Here is a 17,605-nt window from a genome sequence, read left to right on the forward strand (position 1 = left end):
GCTATCAATGTCGACATTTCCCATTCCCAAAAGTGCAGTGCCTGAAATGGAACGTTTGGAGCAGATGAACAGGGACTTCGTGGCGATGCTGCCCAAGGAGTTTGCCGGTACGGCGAATTTCATGGTGCATCCTGCCGCAGGTTTCGCAGCTGCTTCGGCTCTCGGCGTCGGTCTGGCCAGTCACGCCATGGGCGTGTGGATGGGCGCGGTGTCAGGGGCATCGGAAGCTGCGCAGCGGCTGCTGTCGCCGTTTGCTGATTACGCCGGCGATACGGCGAGCTTCGCGCCGGCGGCTGCCAAGCCTGCGAGGCGGGGGACGAAGAGACGGCGTCGCTGATCGCCGAGGTCAAGACCCTGGCGCGCAAGCTGGAGAAGGCCGAAGCGAAGCCGGTTGCTGCCGTTGCGGTCGAGCCGGTCGTCCTCGAGGCGGTGGTTGAGGCGCCGGTCGGGCTGCAGCCTGAAGATTTCAGGCAGCCCGCATCGATCGAAAGGCCTGAAACGCCTGACGATCTCAAGGCTATTTCGCGCATCGGTCCGAAGCTGGAGCAGGTGCTGAACGATCTTGGCATCTGGACCTATGGCCAGATCGCCGGCTGGACGGCGGAAGAGGTGGCCTGGGCCGACGACTATCTCGGCTTCAAGGGCCGGATCGGTCGTGATGACTGGATAGGGCAGGCGGCAATGCTTGCCGGCGGCAACTGAGCCGCTTGAATTGTGGATTTCGGGGCGCAGCGCAGGCCGCGCCCCTTGCAGGACGAATGCGGATCATCCGCGGGATTTGAGGCGCTATGGCAAAGCTTAAGGTCGACGGGAAAGAGATTTCGGTACCCGACCACTATACGCTGCTGCAGGCGGCGGAAGAGGCGGGCGCGGAAGTGCCGCGCTTCTGCTTCCACGAGCGGCTGTCGATCGCCGGCAACTGCCGCATGTGCCTTGTCGAGGTGAAGGGCGGACCGCCCAAGCCGGCGGCTTCCTGCGCCATGGGCGTGCGCGACCTGCGTCCCGGCCCGAATGGCGAGACGCCCGAAATCTTCACCAACACGCCGATGGTCAAGAAGGCCCGCGAAGGCGTGATGGAATTCCTGCTGATCAACCATCCGCTGGATTGCCCGATCTGCGACCAGGGCGGCGAGTGCGACCTGCAGGACCAGGCGATGGCCTTCGGCCTCGACGGTTCGCGCTACAATGAGAACAAGCGCGCGGTCGAAGACAAGTACATTGGCCCGCTGGTCAAGACGATCATGACGCGTTGCATCCACTGCACGCGCTGCGTCCGCTTCACCACCGAAGTTGCCGGCATCTCCGAGCTCGGCCTGATTGGCCGTGGCGAGGACGCCGAGATCACCACCTATCTCGAGCAGGCGATGACCTCCGAGTTGCAGGGCAACGTCATCGACCTATGCCCGGTCGGCGCGCTGACCTCCAAGCCCTACGCCTTCCAGGCCCGTCCATGGGAGCTGACCAAGACCGAATCCATCGACGTGATGGACGCCGTCGGCTCGGCCATCCGCGTCGATACGCGTGGCCGCGAAGTGATGCGCATCATGCCGCGCATCAACGAGCAGGTGAACGAGGAGTGGATCTCCGACAAGACCCGCTTCATCTGGGACGGCCTGCGCACGCAGCGCCTCGACCGGCCTTACGTCCGCAAGGACGGAAAGCTCGCTCCGGCGAGCTGGCCGGAGGCGTTCGCTGCGATCAAGGATGCCGTCGCCAAGACCTCGGCCGAGCGCATCGGCGCTATTGCCGGCGATCTGGCGACCGTCGAGGAGATGTACGCGCTCAAGCAACTGATCGCCTCGCTTGGCTCGAAGAACATCGACTGCCGCCAGGATGGCGCCGCACTCGATCCCTCGCTCGGCCGCGCCAGCTACATCTTCAACCCGACCATCGAAGGCATCGAGCAGGCCGACGCCATCCTGATCATCGGCGCCAACCCGCGCTTCGAGGCTTCGGTGCTCAATGCACGCATCCGCAAGCACTGGCGTGCGGCCAATGTGCCGGTTGCCGTCATCGGCGAGGTCGGCGACACGCGCTACGATTACGAACAGCTCGGCTCGGGCCCGGATACGCTCAAGGATCTGGCCGAAGGCAACGGCAAGTTCTTCTCGGTGCTCAAGAAGGCCTCGCACCCGCTGATCATCGTCGGCCAGGGCGCCATCGCGCGTGCCGACGGTGCTGCCGTGCTCGGCCAGGCCGCGAAGCTCGCGACAGCAATCAAGGCGAGCCGCCCGGACTGGAACGGCTTTGCAGTGCTGCACACCGCAGCTGCCCGCGTTGGCGGCCTCGACGTCGGCTTCGTGCCGGGCGAGGGCGGCAAGAACGTTGCCGGCATGCTCGGCGACAGCGACGTGCTGTTCCTGCTCGGCGCCGACGAACTCGATCTGGCCAAGGCTGCGAACGCATTCGTCGTCTACATCGGCACCCATGGCGATACCGGCGCGCACCGCGCCGACGTCATCCTGCCGGCTGCCGCCTACACTGAAAAGTCCGGCACCTACGTCAATACCGAAGGCCGGGTGCAGCAGACCAGCCGCGCCGGCTTCGCGCCGGGCGAGGCCAAGGAAGACTGGGCGATCCTGCGTGCGCTTTCCGACGTGCTGGGCCAAAAGCTGCCCTTCGATTCGCTGCAGCAGTTGCGCGCCAGGCTCTATCAGGACTTCCCGCATCTGCGCCGCATCGACGAGATCGACGCCGGCGACAACGACGACATTGCCAAGGTCGCCAAGCTCGGCGGCCGGCTGAACAAGGGCGCCTTCACCTCTGCGGTGAAGGACTTCTATCTCACCAACCCGATCGCACGCGCGTCGGCGGTGATGGCTGAATGTTCGGCACTGGCCAAGAACGGCTTCAAGCAGGCGGCGGAGTAAAGGCTGTCATGGATACCTTTTTCTCCTTCTACGTCCTGCCGGCGTTGATCATCCTCTTGAAGTCGGTCGTCCTGATCGTCGTCCTGCTGATCTTCGTCGCCTATATCCTCTACGCCGACCGCAAGATTTGGGCGGCGGTGCAGCTGCGCCGCGGCCCGAACGTCGTGGGCCCCTGGGGTCTGCTGCAGGCCTTCGCAGATCTTTTGAAGTTCGTGTTCAAGGAGCCGATCATTCCGTCGGGCTCCAACAAGGGCGTTTTCCTGCTCGCTCCCGTCGTCTCGGCGGTGCTGGCGATCTCGGCCTGGGCGGTGATCCCGGTCAGCGAAGGCTGGGCGATTGCCAACGTCAATGTCGGCATTCTCTATGTCTTCGCCATTTCCTCGCTCGAGGTCTATGGCGTGATCATGGGCGGCTGGGCCTCGAACTCGAAATATCCGTTCCTCGGCGCGCTGCGTTCGGCGGCCCAGATGGTGTCTTATGAAGTCTCGATCGGCTTCGTCATCGTCTGCGTGCTGCTCACAGTCGGTTCGCTGAACCTCACCGACATCGTGCTTTCGCAGGGCGATGGCATCGGCACGCGCCTTGGCCTGCCGAACACCTTCCTCGACTGGAACTGGCTTGTCCTGTTCCCGATGTTCGTGATCTTCTTCATCTCGGCGCTGGCCGAGACCAACCGTCCGCCCTTCGATCTGGTCGAAGCCGAGTCGGAGCTCGTCGCCGGTCACATGATCGAATATTCGTCGACGCCGTTCCTGCTGTTCTTCCTCGGCGAGTACGTCGCCATCGTCCTGATGTGCGCACTGACGACGATCCTGTTCCTCGGCGGATGGCTACCGCCATTCGACTTCGCACCCTTCACCTGGGTTCCCGGCGTGATCTGGTTCGTGCTCAAGGTCTGCATGGTGTTCTTCATGTTTGCCATGGTGAAGTCCTTCGTGCCGCGCTACCGCTACGACCAACTGATGCGCCTGGGCTGGAAGGTGTTCCTGCCGATCTCGCTGGCGATGGTCGTCATCACCGCCGCCGTCCTCAAGCTTACCGGAGCCGCATGATGTCCGCTCTCGCACAAGCCGCCAAATCGCTGCTGCTGCAGGACTTCGTCGGCGCCTTCTTCCTGTCGATGCGCCAGTTCTTCGCGCCCAAGGCGACGCTCAACTACCCGCATGAAAAGGGCCCGGTCAGCCCGCGCTTCCGTGGCGAGCATGCGCTGCGCCGCTATCCCAACGGCGAAGAGCGCTGCATTGCCTGCAAGCTGTGCGAGGCGATCTGCCCGGCGCAGGCCATCACCATCGAGGCCGGCCCGCGCCGCAACGACGGCACCCGCCGCACGGTGCGTTACGACATCGACATGGTGAAGTGCATCTATTGCGGCTTCTGCCAGGAAGCCTGCCCGGTCGACGCCATCGTCGAGGGGCCGAACTTCGAATTCGCGACGGAAACGCGCGAGGAGCTGTACTACGACAAGGACAAGCTGCTTGCGAATGGCGACCGGTGGGAGCGCGAGATCGCGCGCAACATCGCTATGGATTCGCCGTATCGCTGATGCCTGAACAATGGACGGGCCCAATCGGCTCGTCTAAGGAACGCGCGGCCTGCTTCGGAGGCGGAGCGAGGACGTGAACAGGGCAGGGCGCACAGGCGCGCTGCCCGAAAGGAAACCCGGGGGAACCCATGCTCAACGGACTTGAAGCGGTATTTTTCTACCTCTTCGCCTTCATCGCGGTGGCGTCGGCCTTCATGGTCATTTCGGCGCGCAACCCGGTTCACTCGGTGCTCTACCTGATCCTGACGTTCTTCAACGCGGCGGGCCTGTTCCTTTTGACCGGCGCCGAGTTCCTGGCGATGATCCTGCTCGTCGTTTATGTCGGCGCGGTGGCGGTGCTGTTCCTGTTCGTCGTCATGATGCTCGACGTCGACTTCGCCGAACTCAAGTCGGGCGCGCTGCAATATGCGCCGATCGGCGCGCTTGTCGGCCTGATCCTCGCGGCGGAGCTGATCGTGGTGACCGGCGGCTACGCCTTCGCGCCGAAGCTCGCGACCGCGGTCGCGCAGCCGACGCCCGATATCGCGACGCGCCACAACACGGCAGCGCTCGGCGACATCCTCTACACGGATTACATCTACTTCTTCCAGATCGCCGGCCTCGTGCTGCTGGTCGCCATGATCGGTGCCATCGTCCTGACGCTGCGCCACAAGCCGAACGTCAAGCGCCAGGACATCTCGGCCCAGGTCGCCCGCACTCCGGCGACCGCGATCGAGGTCAAGAAGGTCGAGACAGGCAAGGGAATCTGACCATGGTTGTCGGCATCGCTCATTATCTGACGCTTTCGGCGGTCCTGTTCACGCTCGGCGTGTTCGGCATCTTCCTGAACCGCAAGAACGTCATCGTCATCCTGATGTCGGTCGAGCTCATCCTGCTCGCGGTCAATATCAACTTCGTGGCGTTCTCGGCCCAGCTCGGCGATCTCGTTGGCCAGGTGTTTGCGCTGTTCGTACTCACGGTCGCCGCCGCCGAAGCGGCGATCGGACTTGCAATCCTCGTCGTCTTCTTCCGCAACCGCGGCTCGATCGCGGTCGAAGACGTGAACATGATGAAGGGCTGATCGGCCAATGACGTACCACTTCATCGTCTTCCTTCCGCTTATCGGCTTCCTGATCGCCGGCCTGTTGGGCCGCTCGATCGGCGCGAAAGCGTCCGAATACATCACCTCGGGCCTGCTCGTGGTTTCGGCCGTCCTGTCGTGGGTGGCGTTCTTCACCGTGGCGCTCGGCGATGTCGAAACCTTCACCGTGCCGGTGCTGCGCTTCCTCGACGTCGGCGGCATCCAGGCCGACTGGGCGCTGCGCATCGACACGCTGACGACCGTCATGCTGGTGGTGGTCAACACGGTGTCGGCGCTGGTCCACATCTACTCGATCGGCTACATGCACCACGACCCGCATCGGCCGCGCTTCTTTGGCTACCTGTCGCTGTTCACCTTCGCCATGCTGATGCTGGTGACGTCCGACAACCTCGTCCAGATGTTCTTCGGCTGGGAAGGGGTGGGCCTCGCGTCGTATCTGTTGATCGGTTTCTGGTACAAGAAGCCCTCGGCGAACGCTGCAGCGATCAAGGCCTTCGTCGTCAACCGTGTCGGCGACTTCGGTTTCCTGCTTGGCATTTTCGGCCTGTTCGTCCTGTTCGGCTCGGTCGAATTCAGCACCATCTTCGCCGGTGCTGCGTCCTACCTGCCGGCTGAAGGTGCGGCTGAACATGGCGACACCGTACTGACCTTCCTCGGCTACGCGCTCGACAAGCACAATGCGCTGACGGTCGTCTGCCTGCTGCTGTTCATGGGTGCCATGGGCAAGTCGGCCCAGGTGCCGCTGCACACCTGGCTGCCGGACGCCATGGAAGGCCCGACGCCGGTGTCGGCGCTGATCCACGCGGCGACCATGGTCACCGCCGGCGTGTTCATGCTGGCGCGCCTGTCGCCGGTGTTCGAGCTGTCGCACACGGCACTGACCGTCGTCACCTTCATCGGCGCGATCACGGCCTTCTTCGCTGCGACCGTCGGACTGGTGCAGAACGACATCAAGCGCGTGATCGCCTATTCGACCTGTTCGCAGCTCGGCTACATGTTCGTGGCGCTCGGCATGGGCTTCTACTCGGCCGCGATCTTCCACCTGTTCACGCATGCCTTCTTCAAGGCGCTGCTGTTCCTGGGCTCAGGCTCGGTGATCCATGCCGTCTCCGACGAGCAGGACATGCGCAAGATGGGCGGCCTCAGGAAGCTGATCCCGACCACCTACTGGATGATGGTCATCGGCACGCTGGCGCTGACCGGCGTCGGTATCCCGGCGACGATCATCGGCACGGCCGGCTTCTTCTCCAAGGACGCCATCATCGAAGGCGCATTTGTCGGCCACAATGCGGTCGCCGGCTTTGCCTTCGCCATGCTGGTCATCGCGGCCTGCTTCACCAGCTTCTATTCGTGGCGCCTGATTTTCATGACCTTCCACGGCAAGCCGCGCGCTACCGCCGACGTCATGCACCATGTGCATGAATCGCCGCCGGTGATGCTGGTGCCGTTGTTCATCCTGGCTGCCGGCGCGCTGTTTGCCGGCGTCATCTTCCACGACCAGTTCATTGGCGAAGCCTATGCAGAGTTCTGGAAAGGTGCGCTGTTCACGCTCGACACCAACCACATCCTGCACGACTTCCACAGCGTGCCGATGTGGGTGAAGCTGGCACCGTTTGCGGCGATGATCGGCGGGTTCGCCATGGCCTACCTGTTCTACATCCGCTCGCCGGAGATGCCGAAGGTCCTGGCCGAACGCCATCGCGGGCTCTACGCCTTCCTGCTCAACAAGTGGTACTTCGACGAGCTGTACGACTTCCTGTTCGTGCGTCCGGCCAAGTGGCTCGGCAGCTTCCTGTGGAAGAAGGGCGACGGCTGGCTGATCGACGGCTTCGGTGCCGACGGCATCTCGGCGCGCGTCGTTGACGTCACCAACCGCGTCGTCAAGCTGCAGACCGGTTACCTCTACCATTACGCATTCGCCATGCTGATCGGCGTGGCGGCCCTCGTTACCTGGATGATGCTCGGGAGCTCCTTCTGATGTCTGGCGTTCCCATTCTATCGCTGGTCACCTTTCTGCCGCTGGTCGGTGCGCTCCTGATCCTGCTGATCAGGGACGATGGTGACGCTGCGCGCCGCAATATTCGCAACGTCGCGCTTTTGACGACGGTGTTCACCTTCGCGGTGTCGCTGCTGATCTGGATCTATTTCGACAATGCGGAAGCTGGCTTCCAGTTCGTCGAGAAGTCGGCCTGGCTCGACTCCGGCATCTCCTACCACATGGGCGTGGACGGCATTTCGATGCTGTTCGTCATCCTGACGACCTTCCTGATGCCGCTGTGCATCCTGGCAAGCTGGGAGTCGGTGGAGAAGCGCGTCAAGGAATACATGATCGCGTTCCTGATCCTGGAAACGCTGATGATCGGCGTGTTCTGCGCGCTGGATATCGTGCTGTTCTACGTCTTCTTCGAAGCCGGCCTGATCCCGATGTTCATCATCATCGGCGTCTGGGGCGGCAAGCGTCGTGTTTATGCCAGCTTCAAGTTCTTCCTCTTCACGCTGCTCGGCTCGGTACTGATGCTGCTCGCCATCATGGCGATGTTCTGGCAGGCGGGCACGACCGATATCCCGACATTGCTGGCGCATGACTTCCCGGCCAACATGCAGACATGGCTATGGCTGGCGTTCTTTGCCTCGTTCGCGGTGAAGATGCCGATGTGGCCAGTGCATACCTGGCTGCCTGATGCGCACGTCGAGGCGCCGACGGCCGGTTCGGTCATCCTGGCGGGCATTCTGCTGAAGATGGGCGGTTACGGCTTCCTGCGCTTCTCGCTGCCGATGTTCCCGCTGGCTTCCGAAGACTTTGCCCCGCTGGTGTTTGCGATGTCGGCTATCGCCATCGTCTACACCTCGCTGGTGGCGCTGATGCAGGAAGACATCAAGAAGCTGATCGCCTATTCGTCGGTCGCCCACATGGGCTACGTGACCATGGGCATCTTCGCGATGAACGAGGCAGGCGTGCAGGGCGCGATCTTCCAGATGCTCAGCCACGGCCTCGTCTCGGGCGCGCTGTTCCTCTGCGTCGGCGTCGTCTACGACCGCATGCATACCCGCGAGATCGCGGCCTATGGCGGCCTGGTCAACAACATGCCGAAATATGCGGTGGCCTTCCTGATCTTCACCATGGCCAATGTCGGCCTGCCCGGCACCTCCGGTTTCGTCGGCGAGTTCCTGACGCTGTTCGGTATCTTCCAGGTCAACACCTGGGTGGCGCTGATCGCTGCAACCGGTGTGATCCTGTCGGCGGCCTACGCGCTGTGGCTCTACCGCCGCGTTGTGTTCGGCGCGCTGACCAAGGAAAGCCTGAAGGGTCTGTTCGACCTGTCGGCCCGCGAGAAGGTGGTGCTCTATCCGCTGGTCATCCTGGTCATCTTCTACGGCGTCTATCCGGCGCCGGTGTTCGACGCCACGACCGCTTCGGTCAAGGCGCTGATCAACAACGTAACCGTATCGATCGACGCCGCGCAGACCGCGGCGGCGAACTGACAGGGGTTTTGCGAAACATGACGCCCGAACTCCTTTCGAGCCTCTCGCTCTCCACGCCGGAGCTGATCATCGCCCTGGGCGCGCTTGCGCTTCTGATGATCGGCGTGTTTTCCGGCGAGCGCGCCAATTCGACCGTGACCGGCCTTGCCGTGGCGCTGCTGGTAGCAGCCGGCGCCTGGATGCTGGTGTTCGGCCATGATGGCGCGGGCTACGGCACGGCCTTCATTTCCGATCCCTTTGCGCGTTTCATGAAGTTCCTGACGCTGCTGGGCGCGGCGGTGACGCTGATCATGTCGGTCGGCTTTGCCAAGGCCGAGAAGTTCGACAAGTTCGAGTTCCCGGTGCTGGTGCTGCTGGCGACGCTCGGCATGCTGCTGATGATTTCAGCCAACGACATGCTGGCGCTCTATCTCGGGCTCGAACTGCAGTCGCTGGCGCTCTACGTCATTGCCGCCATCAACCGTGACAATGTGCGTTCGACGGAAGCCGGCCTCAAGTATTTCGTCCTTGGCGCGCTGTCGTCGGGCATGCTGCTCTACGGTATCAGCCTCGTCTACGGCTACACCGGCCACACCTCGTTCGAAGCGATTGCCGCTGCACTGGCCGGCGGCGAGCGCCAGCTCGGCCTGGTGTTCGGCCTGGTCTTCGTGCTCGCCGGCCTGTGCTTCAAGATCTCGGCAGTGCCGTTCCACATGTGGACACCCGACGTCTATGAAGGCGCGCCGACACCGGTGACGGCGTTTTTCGCCGCTGCGCCGAAGATGGCGGCGATGGCGCTGATCGTGCGTGTCACCATGGGCGCGTTCGAGCCGATCGGGACCGACTGGCAGCAGATTATCGTCTTCGTCTCGATCGCCTCGATGGCGCTCGGCGCCTTTGCCGCAATCGGCCAGAAGAACATCAAGCGCCTGATGGCCTATTCGTCGATCGGCCACATGGGCTACGCGCTTGTCGGCCTCGCCGCCAACAGCGAAGCCGGCGTGCGCGGCGTGGTCATCTACATGCTGATCTACCTGGTGATGACGCTCGGCACCTTCGCCTTCATCCTCGCCATGCGGCGCAAGGACGGCAATGTCGAGCAGATTTCCGATCTCGCCGGCCTGTCCTCGACCAATCCCGTCATGGCGACCATCCTGACCATCCTGATGTTTTCGCTGGCCGGCATTCCGCCGCTCGCGGGCTTCTGGGGGAAGTGGTACGTCTTCCTCGCCGCGATCAACGCCAACCTCTATGCGCTGGCGATCATCGGTGTCCTGGCTTCGGTGGTCGGCGCGTTCTACTACCTGCGCGTCATCAAGATCATGTGGTTCGATGAGCCGGCCGGCGGCTTCCAGCCGATGGCGGGCGAGCTTCGGCTCGTGCTTGGCCTGTCGGGTGCGTTCGTGCTGTTCTACGTGCTGATTGGCGGCCCGATCGGGCAGATGGCGGAAGCTGCTGCCAAGACCTTCTTCTGACGGTATGGGGTTCCAACTCGCACCGACAGCAACTGCCGACGGTTTCCGCCTCGAAGCCCATGACGCCGTGGGTTCGACCAACGCGCTGGCGCTGGAACGGGCGATGGCCGGCGACCCGGGAAAACTATGGGTCGTTTCGAAGAAGCAGGAAAGCGGGCGTGGCCGACGCGGCCGCGCCTGGGCAACGCCGGAAGGCAATCTCGCAGCGACCCTGCTCAAGGTCCTCGACCACGACCTGCAATATGCGGCGACGCTCGGCTTCGTTGCCGGGCTGGCGCTTGCCGATGCGCTCGATGCGGTCGCGCCCAACGCGCGCTTTTCGGTCGGCGTCGATGGCGGCAGCGGGCAGGGCGTCAAGCGTTTCGAGCTGAAATGGCCGAATGACGTTCTGGCCTCCGGTGCCAAGCTTGCCGGCATCCTGCTTGAATCGACATTGCTCGGGCAAGGTCGGCTGGCGATCGCCATAGGCATCGGCGTCAATGTCGTGGCCCATCCCACCGACGTGCCTTATCCCGCGACGTCGCTTGCCAGCCTGGGGGCCGGCGTCGATGCCGAGATCCTGTTCCTTGCACTCTCCGATGCCTGGAGCGAGAACGAACGTGTCTGGGCCGGCGGCAGGGGACTGGCGGCGATCCGCAAGCGCTGGCTTGCGCGCGCAGCCGGCCTCGGCAGCGAAGTCGCCGTGCGGATCGAGGGAAATGTGGTGCGCGGCGTCTTCGAGACCATCGACGAGGATTGCCGCTTCGTGATCCGTGACACTAAAGGTGAGACGGTAAAGATCGCCGCCGGCGACGTGCATTTCGGCGCGGTCGCTTCGGCCGGCGCGGCCTGACAGGCCTGAAAGGATTTCTGGTATGGCTAAAGCGGAAAAAGCCGAGCTCGTATTCGTGCCGCTGGGCGGCGTCGGCGAGATCGGCATGAACTTCGCTCTCTACGGCTTCGGCCCGGCGAACAAGCGCGAGTGGATCATCATCGACGTCGGCGTGACGTTCCCCGATGCGACGCTGCCCGGCGTCGACCTCGTGCTGCCCGACACGCGCTTCATCGAGGAGCAGCTGGAAAACCTCCGTGGCATCATCATCACGCATGCGCATGAAGACCACTACGGCGCGCTGCACGACACATGGCCGAAGCTCAAGGCGCCGGTATGGATGACGCCGTTCGCTGCCGGCCTGCTGGAAGCCAAGCGTCAGTCGGAGCAGGGGGCGCCGAAGATCCCGGTGACCGTCTATCGCGCCGGCGAAAAGTTCACCGTCGGTCCGTTCGAGATCGAGGCGATCGCTGTCAGCCATTCGATCCCGGAGCCTGTGTCGCTGGCGATCACATCGCCCGCCGGCACCGTGATCCATACCGGCGACTGGAAGATCGATCCCGCACCCGAAATCGGCCCGATGACCGACGAGGCCCGCTTCCGCGCCTATGGCGACAAGGGCGTGCTGGCACTCGTCTGCGATTCGACCAATGCGCTGCGCGAGGGCGACTCGCCGTCCGAGCAGCAGGTCGGGCAGGGGCTGCGCAAGGTCATCGAGGAAGCCAAGGGCCGCGTCGCGGTCACCACCTTCTCGTCCAATGTCGGCCGTATCCGCTCGATCGCCGAAGCGGCGCGCGACGCCGGCCGCCAGGTTCTGGTCATGGGCCGCTCGCTCAAGCGTGTCATCGATGTGTCGAGCGAACTCGGCTACATGGACGGGCTGCCTGAGTTCGTGTCAGAAGAGGACTATGGCTACATCCCGCGCGAAAACCTCGTCGTCATCTGCACCGGCAGCCAGGGCGAGCCGCGCGCAGCGCTCGCCAAGCTTGCGCGTGACGAGATGAAGTCGGTGGCGCTGTCGCCTGGCGACACCGTGGTGTTTTCCTCGCGCACCATTCCCGGCAACGAGAAGGCGATCCTTGAGATCAAGAACCTGCTCATCGACCAGGGCATCAAGATCATCGAGGACGGTGACGCGCTCGTCCACGTTTCCGGCCATCCGCGCCGCTCCGAACTGAAGCGCATGTATGAGTGGGTTCGCCCACGCATCGGCGTGCCGGTGCATGGCGAGGCGGCTCACCTTGTCGGCCAGGGTTCGCTGATGTCGCTGTCGGGCATTCCCGAGGTGGCGCAGATTCGCGATGGCGACATGCTCAGGCTGTGGCCGGGAGCCGCCGAAATCATCGACCAGGTGCCGTTCGGCCGCGTCTACAAGGATGGCAAGCTGATCGGCTCCGACGAGGCGATGGGCATCCGCGACCGGCGCAAGCTGTCGTTTGCCGGCCATGTCGCCGTCAATGTCGTGCTCGACGACAAGTACGAACTCGCCGGAGACCCGGATCTGGTGGCGATCGGCGTCGCCGAAGCCGACGCCCGCGGCGAGGATCTCGAGGAGCTGATGCTCGATGCGGCAATAGGCGCTGTGGACTCGATACCGCGTGTGCGCCGAAAAGACCTCGACCTGGTGCAGGAAGCCGTGCGTCGCGCCGTGCGAGGTGCTGCCAACGAAGCCTGGGGCAAGAAACCGCTGGTGACGGTGTTCGTCACGAGGTGAGCGGTCAGGGAGTGGTGAACAGCGACTGGACTGCTGTTGCAGCGGTCTCGTCCTGTTCCATGCTCACTGTTCGCCATTCGCTGGGATTTGGAACCATGCTTGGACGTCTCAACCACGTCGCGATCGCCGTGCCCGACCTGGCAGCGGCAAGTGCGATCTATCGCGATACGCTCGGCGCCAATGTCGGCGCGCCACAGCCGCTGCCGGAGCACGGCGTGACCGTGGTCTTCATCGACGTCGGCAACACCAAGATCGAGCTGCTCGAGCCGCTGGGCGAGGGCTCGCCGATCGCGGCGTTCCTGGCGAAGAGCCCGTCGGGCGGCATGCATCACGTCTGCTACGAAGTTGACGACATCCTGGCGGCGCGCGACCATCTCAAGGCGACCGGCGCCAGGGTGCTCGGCGACGGCAACCCGAAGATCGGGGCGCACGGCAAGCCGGTGCTGTTTCTCCACCCCAAGGATTTCCAGGGCACGCTTGTAGAACTGGAGCAGGTATGACCTGGGTATCACTCGCTGCGATGTATTTCGTCTTCTGGTGGCTGACCTTGTTCGCCATCCTGCCTTTTGGCCTGAAGACCCAGGACGAAGACCGTGACGTGACGCTCGGCACCGAGGCGAGCGCGCCGCGCGGACCGCATATGCTGCGAGCCATGTTGTGGACGACGGTGGTCACTGCTGTGGTGATCGGGGCGTTCTATTTCGTCACCAAGGGGCTGGGCTACAGCTTCGACGACTTCCCGCAGTTCATCCCCGAGATCAATTGACGCATTCCAAGAGCCGGGGCCAAGGGTTAGAACAAGGTTAGTGTCGCTTCTTAGCGAAGCGTCATAAGCTGATGATTGCTCAAAAAAAATGCAAGGCACGAAGCCTTGCAATTTAAACGCGTCCGATCTGCTTTCCGTTGCCGGCGGCAGCGAGTTATCGCGCCTAGATCGCATCCTCCCAAGACTTTGACCGCGTAGGAGAGCGAATTTTTCTCCGCCCTCTCGGTTATCGGGGCACATTAGACCAAGCCGAAATGAAATGTCACGCGGAATTTTGCTTCCAGGCGGGCAATCCTGTGCTGCATTGCACAATTGATTGGCAGATGCCGTTGATCACCACAACGCGCATTGTGACGCTGCGTCGAACGGCGTGCGCGGGTTTTCATTCCGCCTTGAAATGGCTATGAAGCCCGTTCAAGCAAGCCTCATGTCATGCCGATTCCGGCATCACCGTTTTCATGGAACATTCGATGCGTCTGTCGCGCTATTTCCTTCCTATCCTGAAAGAGAATCCCCGCGAGGCGGACATCATTTCCCACCGGCTGATGCTGCGTGCGGGCATGATCAGGCAGCAGGCGGCCGGCAGCTTCTCATGGCTGCCGCTGGGCAAGCGCGTGCTCGACAAGATCTGCCGCATCGTGCGCGAGGAACAGGACCGGGCAGGGGCGCTGGAAATCCTGATGCCGACCATCCAGTCGGCTGACCTGTGGCGCGAAAGCGGCCGCTACGACGACTACGGCAAGGAGATGCTGCGCATCAAGGACCGGCACGAGCGCGACATGCTGTTCGGTCCGACCAATGAAGAGATGGTGACGGAAATCTTCCGCTCCTACGTCAAGTCCTACAAGGACCTGCCGCTCAACCTCTACCACATCCAGTGGAAGTTCCGCGACGAGGTGCGTCCGCGCTTCGGTGTGATGCGTTCGCGCGAGTTCCTGATGAAGGACGCCTACTCCTTTGACCTCGACTTCGCGGGCGCAAAGGCTGCCTACAACAGGATGTTCGTCTCCTATCTGCGCACCTTCACCCGGATGGGCCTGCAGGCGATCCCGATGCGCGCAGACACCGGCCCGATCGGCGGCGACCTGAGCCACGAATTCATCATCCTGGCCGAGACGGGAGAAAGCCAGGTGTTCTGCCACCGCGATTACCTCGCTTTGCCGGTGCCGGGTGCTGCGACCGACTTCTCCAATGACGGCGAGATGGACGGAATCGTCAAGCAGTGGACGACGCCCTATGCGGCGACCGAAGAGATGCATGACGAGGCGGCCTGGGCCGCGGTTCCCGAAGCCGACAAGGTGTCGGCACGCGGTATCGAGGTCGGCCACATCTTCCACTTCGGCGAGAAATACTCCAAGCCGATGGGCGCCAAGGTCATGGGCCCCGACGGCAAGGAGCATTTCGTGTCGATGGGCTCATACGGCATCGGCCCGAGCCGCCTGATCGCCGCGATCATCGAGGCAAGCCACGACGAGAACGGCATCATCTGGCCGGAGGCCGTGGCACCGTTCGACATCGGCCTGATCAACATGAAGGTCGGCGACGCCGAGTGCGACCGCGTCTGCGACGAGCTCTACAAGGCCTTCGAAGCAGCCGGCAAGGACGTGCTCTATGACGACACCGACCAGCGCGCGGGCGGCAAGTTCGCCACTGCCGACCTGATCGGCCTGCCCTGGCAGGTGATCGTCGGCCCGCGCGGCGCCGCTGCCGGCGAGGTCGAGATCAAGAACCGCAAATCCGGTGAGCGCCTGACGCTGCCGGTGGCCGAGGCCCTGGCCAAGCTGGGCGCCAACGCATGAACCAGGCGGTGACGGCGAAACCGGCGGGCGCTGGGCCTTTCTCGGTGTTCGAGCGCATGGTGGCGTGGCGCTACCTGCGTTCGAAGCGCAAGGAGACGGTGATTTCCGTCATCGCGTCGATCTCTTTTCTCGGCATCATGCTGGGTGTCGCCACGCTGATCGTGGTGATGGCGGTGATGAACGGCTTTCGCGCCGAGCTTCTGACCCGCATCCTCGGCGTCAACGGTCATCTGGTCGTGACCGCGACCGACACGCCGCTCGAGGACTACGGTGCCGTTGCCGACCGCATCAACGGTGTGGCGGGCGTCAAATACGCGATCCCGCTTGTCGAGGGCCAGGTGCTGGCCCAGGGCAATGTCGGCGCCGGTTCCGGCGCGCTGGTGCGCGGCATCAGGGGCAGCGATCTCGGCAAGGTGACCTTGGTTGCCAACAACATCAGGCAGGGCTCGATCGTCGGTTTCGACGAGGGCGAGGGCGTGGTGATCGGCAAGCGCATGGCCGAAAACATGGGGCTTGTGCTCGGCGATTCCATCCGGCTGATTTCGCCCGACGGTGACGTGACGCCGATGGGAACCACGCCACGCGCAAAAGCCTATCCGATCACGGGCATCTTCGAAGTCGGTATGTCGGAGTACGATTCTTCGATCATCTTCATGCCGCTCAACGAGGCCCAGCTCTATTTCAATTCGGAAGGCAAGGTCGGCTCCATCGAGGTCTATGTCGACAACCCCGACGATGTCGACGCGCTGAAGCCCAAGGTCGAGGAGGCGGCGCAGCGGCCGATCTTCCTGACCGACTGGCGCCAGCGCAACCAGACCTTCTTCTCGGCGCTGCAGGTCGAGCGTAACGTCATGTTCATGATCCTGACGCTGATCGTGCTGGTGGCGGCGCTGAACATCATCTCCGGCCTGATCATGCTGGTGAAGGACAAGGGCCACGACATCGCCATCCTGCGCACGATGGGCGCGACGCGCGGGGCCATCATGCGCATCTTCCTGATGACCGGGGCGGCCATCGGCATGACCGGGACGCTCGCCGGCGTGCTGCTCGGCGTCGTCATCTGCCTCAATGTCGAGCGCATCAGGCAGTTCTTCTCGTGGCTGTCGGGGACCGTGCTGTTCAATCCCGAGCTCTATTTCCTGTCCCAGCTGCCGGCCAAGATGGATGTCAGCGAAACTGTCTCGGTGGTGCTGATGGCGCTGGTGCTGTCGTTCCTGGCGACGTTGTTTCCGGCATGGCGGGCGGCCGCGCTCGATCCGGTCGAAGCCCTGAGGTATGAATGATGGGCATCGAGCATGTCATCGAGCTCAAGGGCGTCGAGCGCCACTATGAGCAGGGTTCGCGCAAGCTGACGATCCTCAACAACGCCAACTTCTCGCTGAAGCCGGGCGAGATGGTGGCGCTGGTGGCGCCCTCGGGTGCCGGCAAGTCGACGCTGCTGCATACGGCTGGGCTGCTCGAGCGCCCCGATGCCGGCGACGTCATCCTGAACGGCCGCGCCTGCGGGCGGCTGTCCGACGACGAGCGCACCGCGATCCGTCGCAACGACGTCGGTTTCGTCTATCAGTTCCATCACCTGCTGCCCGAGTTCTCCGCGCTGGAGAATGTGATGATGCCGCAGCTGGTGAAGGGCCTGAGCCCCAAGCAGGCAAGCGAGCGGGCGGCACAGCTGCTCGACTACATGAAGATCGGCAAGCGCGCCCAGCACCGGCCGTCCGAGCTCTCCGGCGGCGAACAGCAGCGCGTGGCGATCGCGCGCGCCGTGGCCAATGCGCCGCTGGTTCTGCTGGCCGACGAGCCGACCGGCAATCTCGATCCGGTGACGGCAAGCTATGTATTCGACGCGCTGTCGGCGCTGGTGCGGCAATCGGGCCTGGCAGCGCTGATCGCCACCCACAACCACGAGCTGGCCGGGCGTATGGATCGCCGCGTCACGCTCGCCGAAGGCAAGATCGTCCCGCTGTAGGGCTGCCTTTCTTCCCTCAACGGTTTTTTAGAGGCCCGCTGCCGTTCGCCACATCATCTGCTGAGCCGATTGCAGGCCGCGGTTCGCGGCCCTTCTCGCAGGCAAAGGAACACATGCT

Annotated in this window: 17 protein-coding genes; all 17 read left to right on the top strand. The window is 63.4% G+C overall.

Annotated features, from left to right (window positions below; genetic code table 11):
* The first annotated feature begins 7 nt into the window (after positions 1 to 7).
* The 17 genes from DY201_RS29465 to DY201_RS12875 all read left to right on the top strand — a co-directional run bounded on the left by DY201_RS29465 (position 8) and on the right by DY201_RS12875 (position 17,487).
* Positions 8 to 337, top strand: coding sequence for a hypothetical protein (locus DY201_RS29465; RefSeq protein ID WP_245431979.1), 330 nt, complete (start codon positions 8 to 10; stop codon positions 335 to 337).
* 92 nt (positions 338 to 429) lie between these two features.
* Positions 430 to 702 (top strand): NADH-quinone oxidoreductase subunit E, encoded by a 273-nt coding sequence (locus DY201_RS29470; protein WP_245431980.1) that lies wholly within the window; start codon positions 430 to 432, stop codon positions 700 to 702.
* A gap of 86 nt (positions 703 to 788) precedes the next feature.
* Entirely contained in the window at positions 789 to 2,870 is a 2,082-nt protein-coding gene (nuoG, locus tag DY201_RS12805) for an NADH-quinone oxidoreductase subunit NuoG (RefSeq protein ID WP_115731530.1), read from the top strand.
* An 8-nt stretch (positions 2,871 to 2,878) separates the two neighbouring features.
* Positions 2,879 to 3,922: an NADH-quinone oxidoreductase subunit NuoH gene (gene nuoH, locus DY201_RS12810; protein WP_067960748.1), complete on the top strand. Its 1,044-nt coding sequence runs from the start codon at positions 2,879 to 2,881 to the stop codon at positions 3,920 to 3,922.
* Positions 3,922 to 4,413, top strand: coding sequence for an NADH-quinone oxidoreductase subunit NuoI (gene nuoI, locus DY201_RS12815; protein ID WP_055970601.1), 492 nt, complete (start codon positions 3,922 to 3,924; stop codon positions 4,411 to 4,413). The genes nuoH and nuoI overlap by 1 nt, the downstream gene beginning before the upstream one ends.
* A gap of 128 nt (positions 4,414 to 4,541) precedes the next feature.
* Entirely contained in the window at positions 4,542 to 5,162 is a 621-nt protein-coding gene (locus tag DY201_RS12820; RefSeq protein WP_067960751.1) for an NADH-quinone oxidoreductase subunit J, read from the top strand.
* Positions 5,163 to 5,164: 2 nt separating this feature from the next.
* Positions 5,165 to 5,473 carry an NADH-quinone oxidoreductase subunit NuoK gene (gene nuoK, locus DY201_RS12825; RefSeq protein WP_067960754.1) on the top strand — a complete coding sequence of 103 codons (309 nt, stop codon included), beginning with the start codon at positions 5,165 to 5,167 and terminating at the stop codon, positions 5,471 to 5,473.
* A 7-nt stretch (positions 5,474 to 5,480) separates the two neighbouring features.
* Positions 5,481 to 7,472: an NADH-quinone oxidoreductase subunit L gene (nuoL, locus tag DY201_RS12830; protein WP_115731531.1), complete on the top strand. Its 1,992-nt coding sequence runs from the start codon at positions 5,481 to 5,483 to the stop codon at positions 7,470 to 7,472.
* Complete coding sequence (locus DY201_RS12835; RefSeq protein WP_115731532.1) at positions 7,472 to 8,977, top strand: NADH-quinone oxidoreductase subunit M; 1,506 nt, start codon at positions 7,472 to 7,474, stop codon at positions 8,975 to 8,977. Before nuoL ends, DY201_RS12835 begins: the two co-directional genes overlap by 1 nt.
* 17 nt (positions 8,978 to 8,994) lie before the next feature.
* Positions 8,995 to 10,431, top strand: a complete 1,437-nt coding sequence (gene nuoN, locus DY201_RS12840) for an NADH-quinone oxidoreductase subunit NuoN (RefSeq protein ID WP_115731533.1) — start codon at positions 8,995 to 8,997, stop codon at positions 10,429 to 10,431.
* Positions 10,432 to 10,435: 4 nt separating this feature from the next.
* Complete coding sequence (locus DY201_RS12845; protein WP_115731534.1) at positions 10,436 to 11,263, top strand: biotin--[acetyl-CoA-carboxylase] ligase; 828 nt, start codon at positions 10,436 to 10,438, stop codon at positions 11,261 to 11,263.
* A gap of 22 nt (positions 11,264 to 11,285) precedes the next feature.
* Positions 11,286 to 12,956: a ribonuclease J gene (locus DY201_RS12850; protein ID WP_115731535.1), complete on the top strand. Its 1,671-nt coding sequence runs from the start codon at positions 11,286 to 11,288 to the stop codon at positions 12,954 to 12,956.
* Positions 12,957 to 13,051: 95 nt separating this feature from the next.
* Complete coding sequence (mce, locus tag DY201_RS12855) at positions 13,052 to 13,456, top strand: methylmalonyl-CoA epimerase (RefSeq protein WP_115731536.1); 405 nt, start codon at positions 13,052 to 13,054, stop codon at positions 13,454 to 13,456.
* Entirely contained in the window at positions 13,453 to 13,722 is a 270-nt protein-coding gene (locus DY201_RS12860) for a DUF1467 family protein (RefSeq protein WP_115731537.1), read from the top strand. The genes mce and DY201_RS12860 overlap by 4 nt, the downstream gene beginning before the upstream one ends.
* Before the next feature lie 470 nt (positions 13,723 to 14,192).
* Positions 14,193 to 15,521 carry a proline--tRNA ligase gene (proS, locus tag DY201_RS12865; protein WP_115733761.1) on the top strand — a complete coding sequence of 443 codons (1,329 nt, stop codon included), beginning with the start codon at positions 14,193 to 14,195 and terminating at the stop codon, positions 15,519 to 15,521.
* A complete protein-coding gene (locus tag DY201_RS12870; RefSeq protein WP_115731538.1) occupies positions 15,518 to 16,804 on the top strand; it encodes a lipoprotein-releasing ABC transporter permease subunit in 1,287 nt (428 codons plus the stop codon). The genes proS and DY201_RS12870 overlap by 4 nt, the downstream gene beginning before the upstream one ends.
* Positions 16,804 to 17,487 (top strand): ABC transporter ATP-binding protein, encoded by a 684-nt coding sequence (locus tag DY201_RS12875; protein WP_115731539.1) that lies wholly within the window; start codon positions 16,804 to 16,806, stop codon positions 17,485 to 17,487. The genes DY201_RS12870 and DY201_RS12875 overlap by 1 nt, the downstream gene beginning before the upstream one ends.
* The last annotated feature ends 118 nt before the right edge of the window (positions 17,488 to 17,605 follow it).

The sequence above is a fragment of the Aminobacter aminovorans genome, from assembly GCF_900445235.1.
Taxonomy (GTDB): domain Bacteria; phylum Pseudomonadota; class Alphaproteobacteria; order Rhizobiales; family Rhizobiaceae; genus Aminobacter; species Aminobacter aminovorans.

Excerpts from the sequence above, each read along its gene's own strand:
- DY201_RS29465 (WP_245431979.1), top strand. The coding sequence starts at position 8 with ATGTCGACATTTCCCATTCCCAAAAGTGCAGTGCCTGAAATGGAACGT.
- nuoG (WP_115731530.1), top strand. The coding sequence starts at position 789 with ATGGCAAAGCTTAAGGTCGACGGGAAAGAGATTTCGGTACCCGACCAC.
- nuoH (WP_067960748.1), top strand. The coding sequence starts at position 2,879 with ATGGATACCTTTTTCTCCTTCTACGTCCTGCCGGCGTTGATCATCCTC.
- nuoI (WP_055970601.1), top strand. The coding sequence starts at position 3,922 with ATGTCCGCTCTCGCACAAGCCGCCAAATCGCTGCTGCTGCAGGACTTC.
- DY201_RS12820 (WP_067960751.1), top strand. The coding sequence starts at position 4,542 with ATGCTCAACGGACTTGAAGCGGTATTTTTCTACCTCTTCGCCTTCATC.
- nuoK (WP_067960754.1), top strand. The coding sequence starts at position 5,165 with ATGGTTGTCGGCATCGCTCATTATCTGACGCTTTCGGCGGTCCTGTTC.
- nuoL (WP_115731531.1), top strand. The coding sequence starts at position 5,481 with ATGACGTACCACTTCATCGTCTTCCTTCCGCTTATCGGCTTCCTGATC.
- DY201_RS12835 (WP_115731532.1), top strand. The coding sequence starts at position 7,472 with ATGTCTGGCGTTCCCATTCTATCGCTGGTCACCTTTCTGCCGCTGGTC.
- nuoN (WP_115731533.1), top strand. The coding sequence starts at position 8,995 with ATGACGCCCGAACTCCTTTCGAGCCTCTCGCTCTCCACGCCGGAGCTG.
- DY201_RS12845 (WP_115731534.1), top strand. The coding sequence starts at position 10,436 with ATGGGGTTCCAACTCGCACCGACAGCAACTGCCGACGGTTTCCGCCTC.
- DY201_RS12850 (WP_115731535.1), top strand. The coding sequence starts at position 11,286 with ATGGCTAAAGCGGAAAAAGCCGAGCTCGTATTCGTGCCGCTGGGCGGC.
- mce (WP_115731536.1), top strand. The coding sequence starts at position 13,052 with ATGCTTGGACGTCTCAACCACGTCGCGATCGCCGTGCCCGACCTGGCA.
- DY201_RS12860 (WP_115731537.1), top strand. The coding sequence starts at position 13,453 with ATGACCTGGGTATCACTCGCTGCGATGTATTTCGTCTTCTGGTGGCTG.
- proS (WP_115733761.1), top strand. The coding sequence starts at position 14,193 with ATGCGTCTGTCGCGCTATTTCCTTCCTATCCTGAAAGAGAATCCCCGC.
- DY201_RS12870 (WP_115731538.1), top strand. The coding sequence starts at position 15,518 with ATGAACCAGGCGGTGACGGCGAAACCGGCGGGCGCTGGGCCTTTCTCG.
- DY201_RS12875 (WP_115731539.1), top strand. The coding sequence starts at position 16,804 with ATGGGCATCGAGCATGTCATCGAGCTCAAGGGCGTCGAGCGCCACTAT.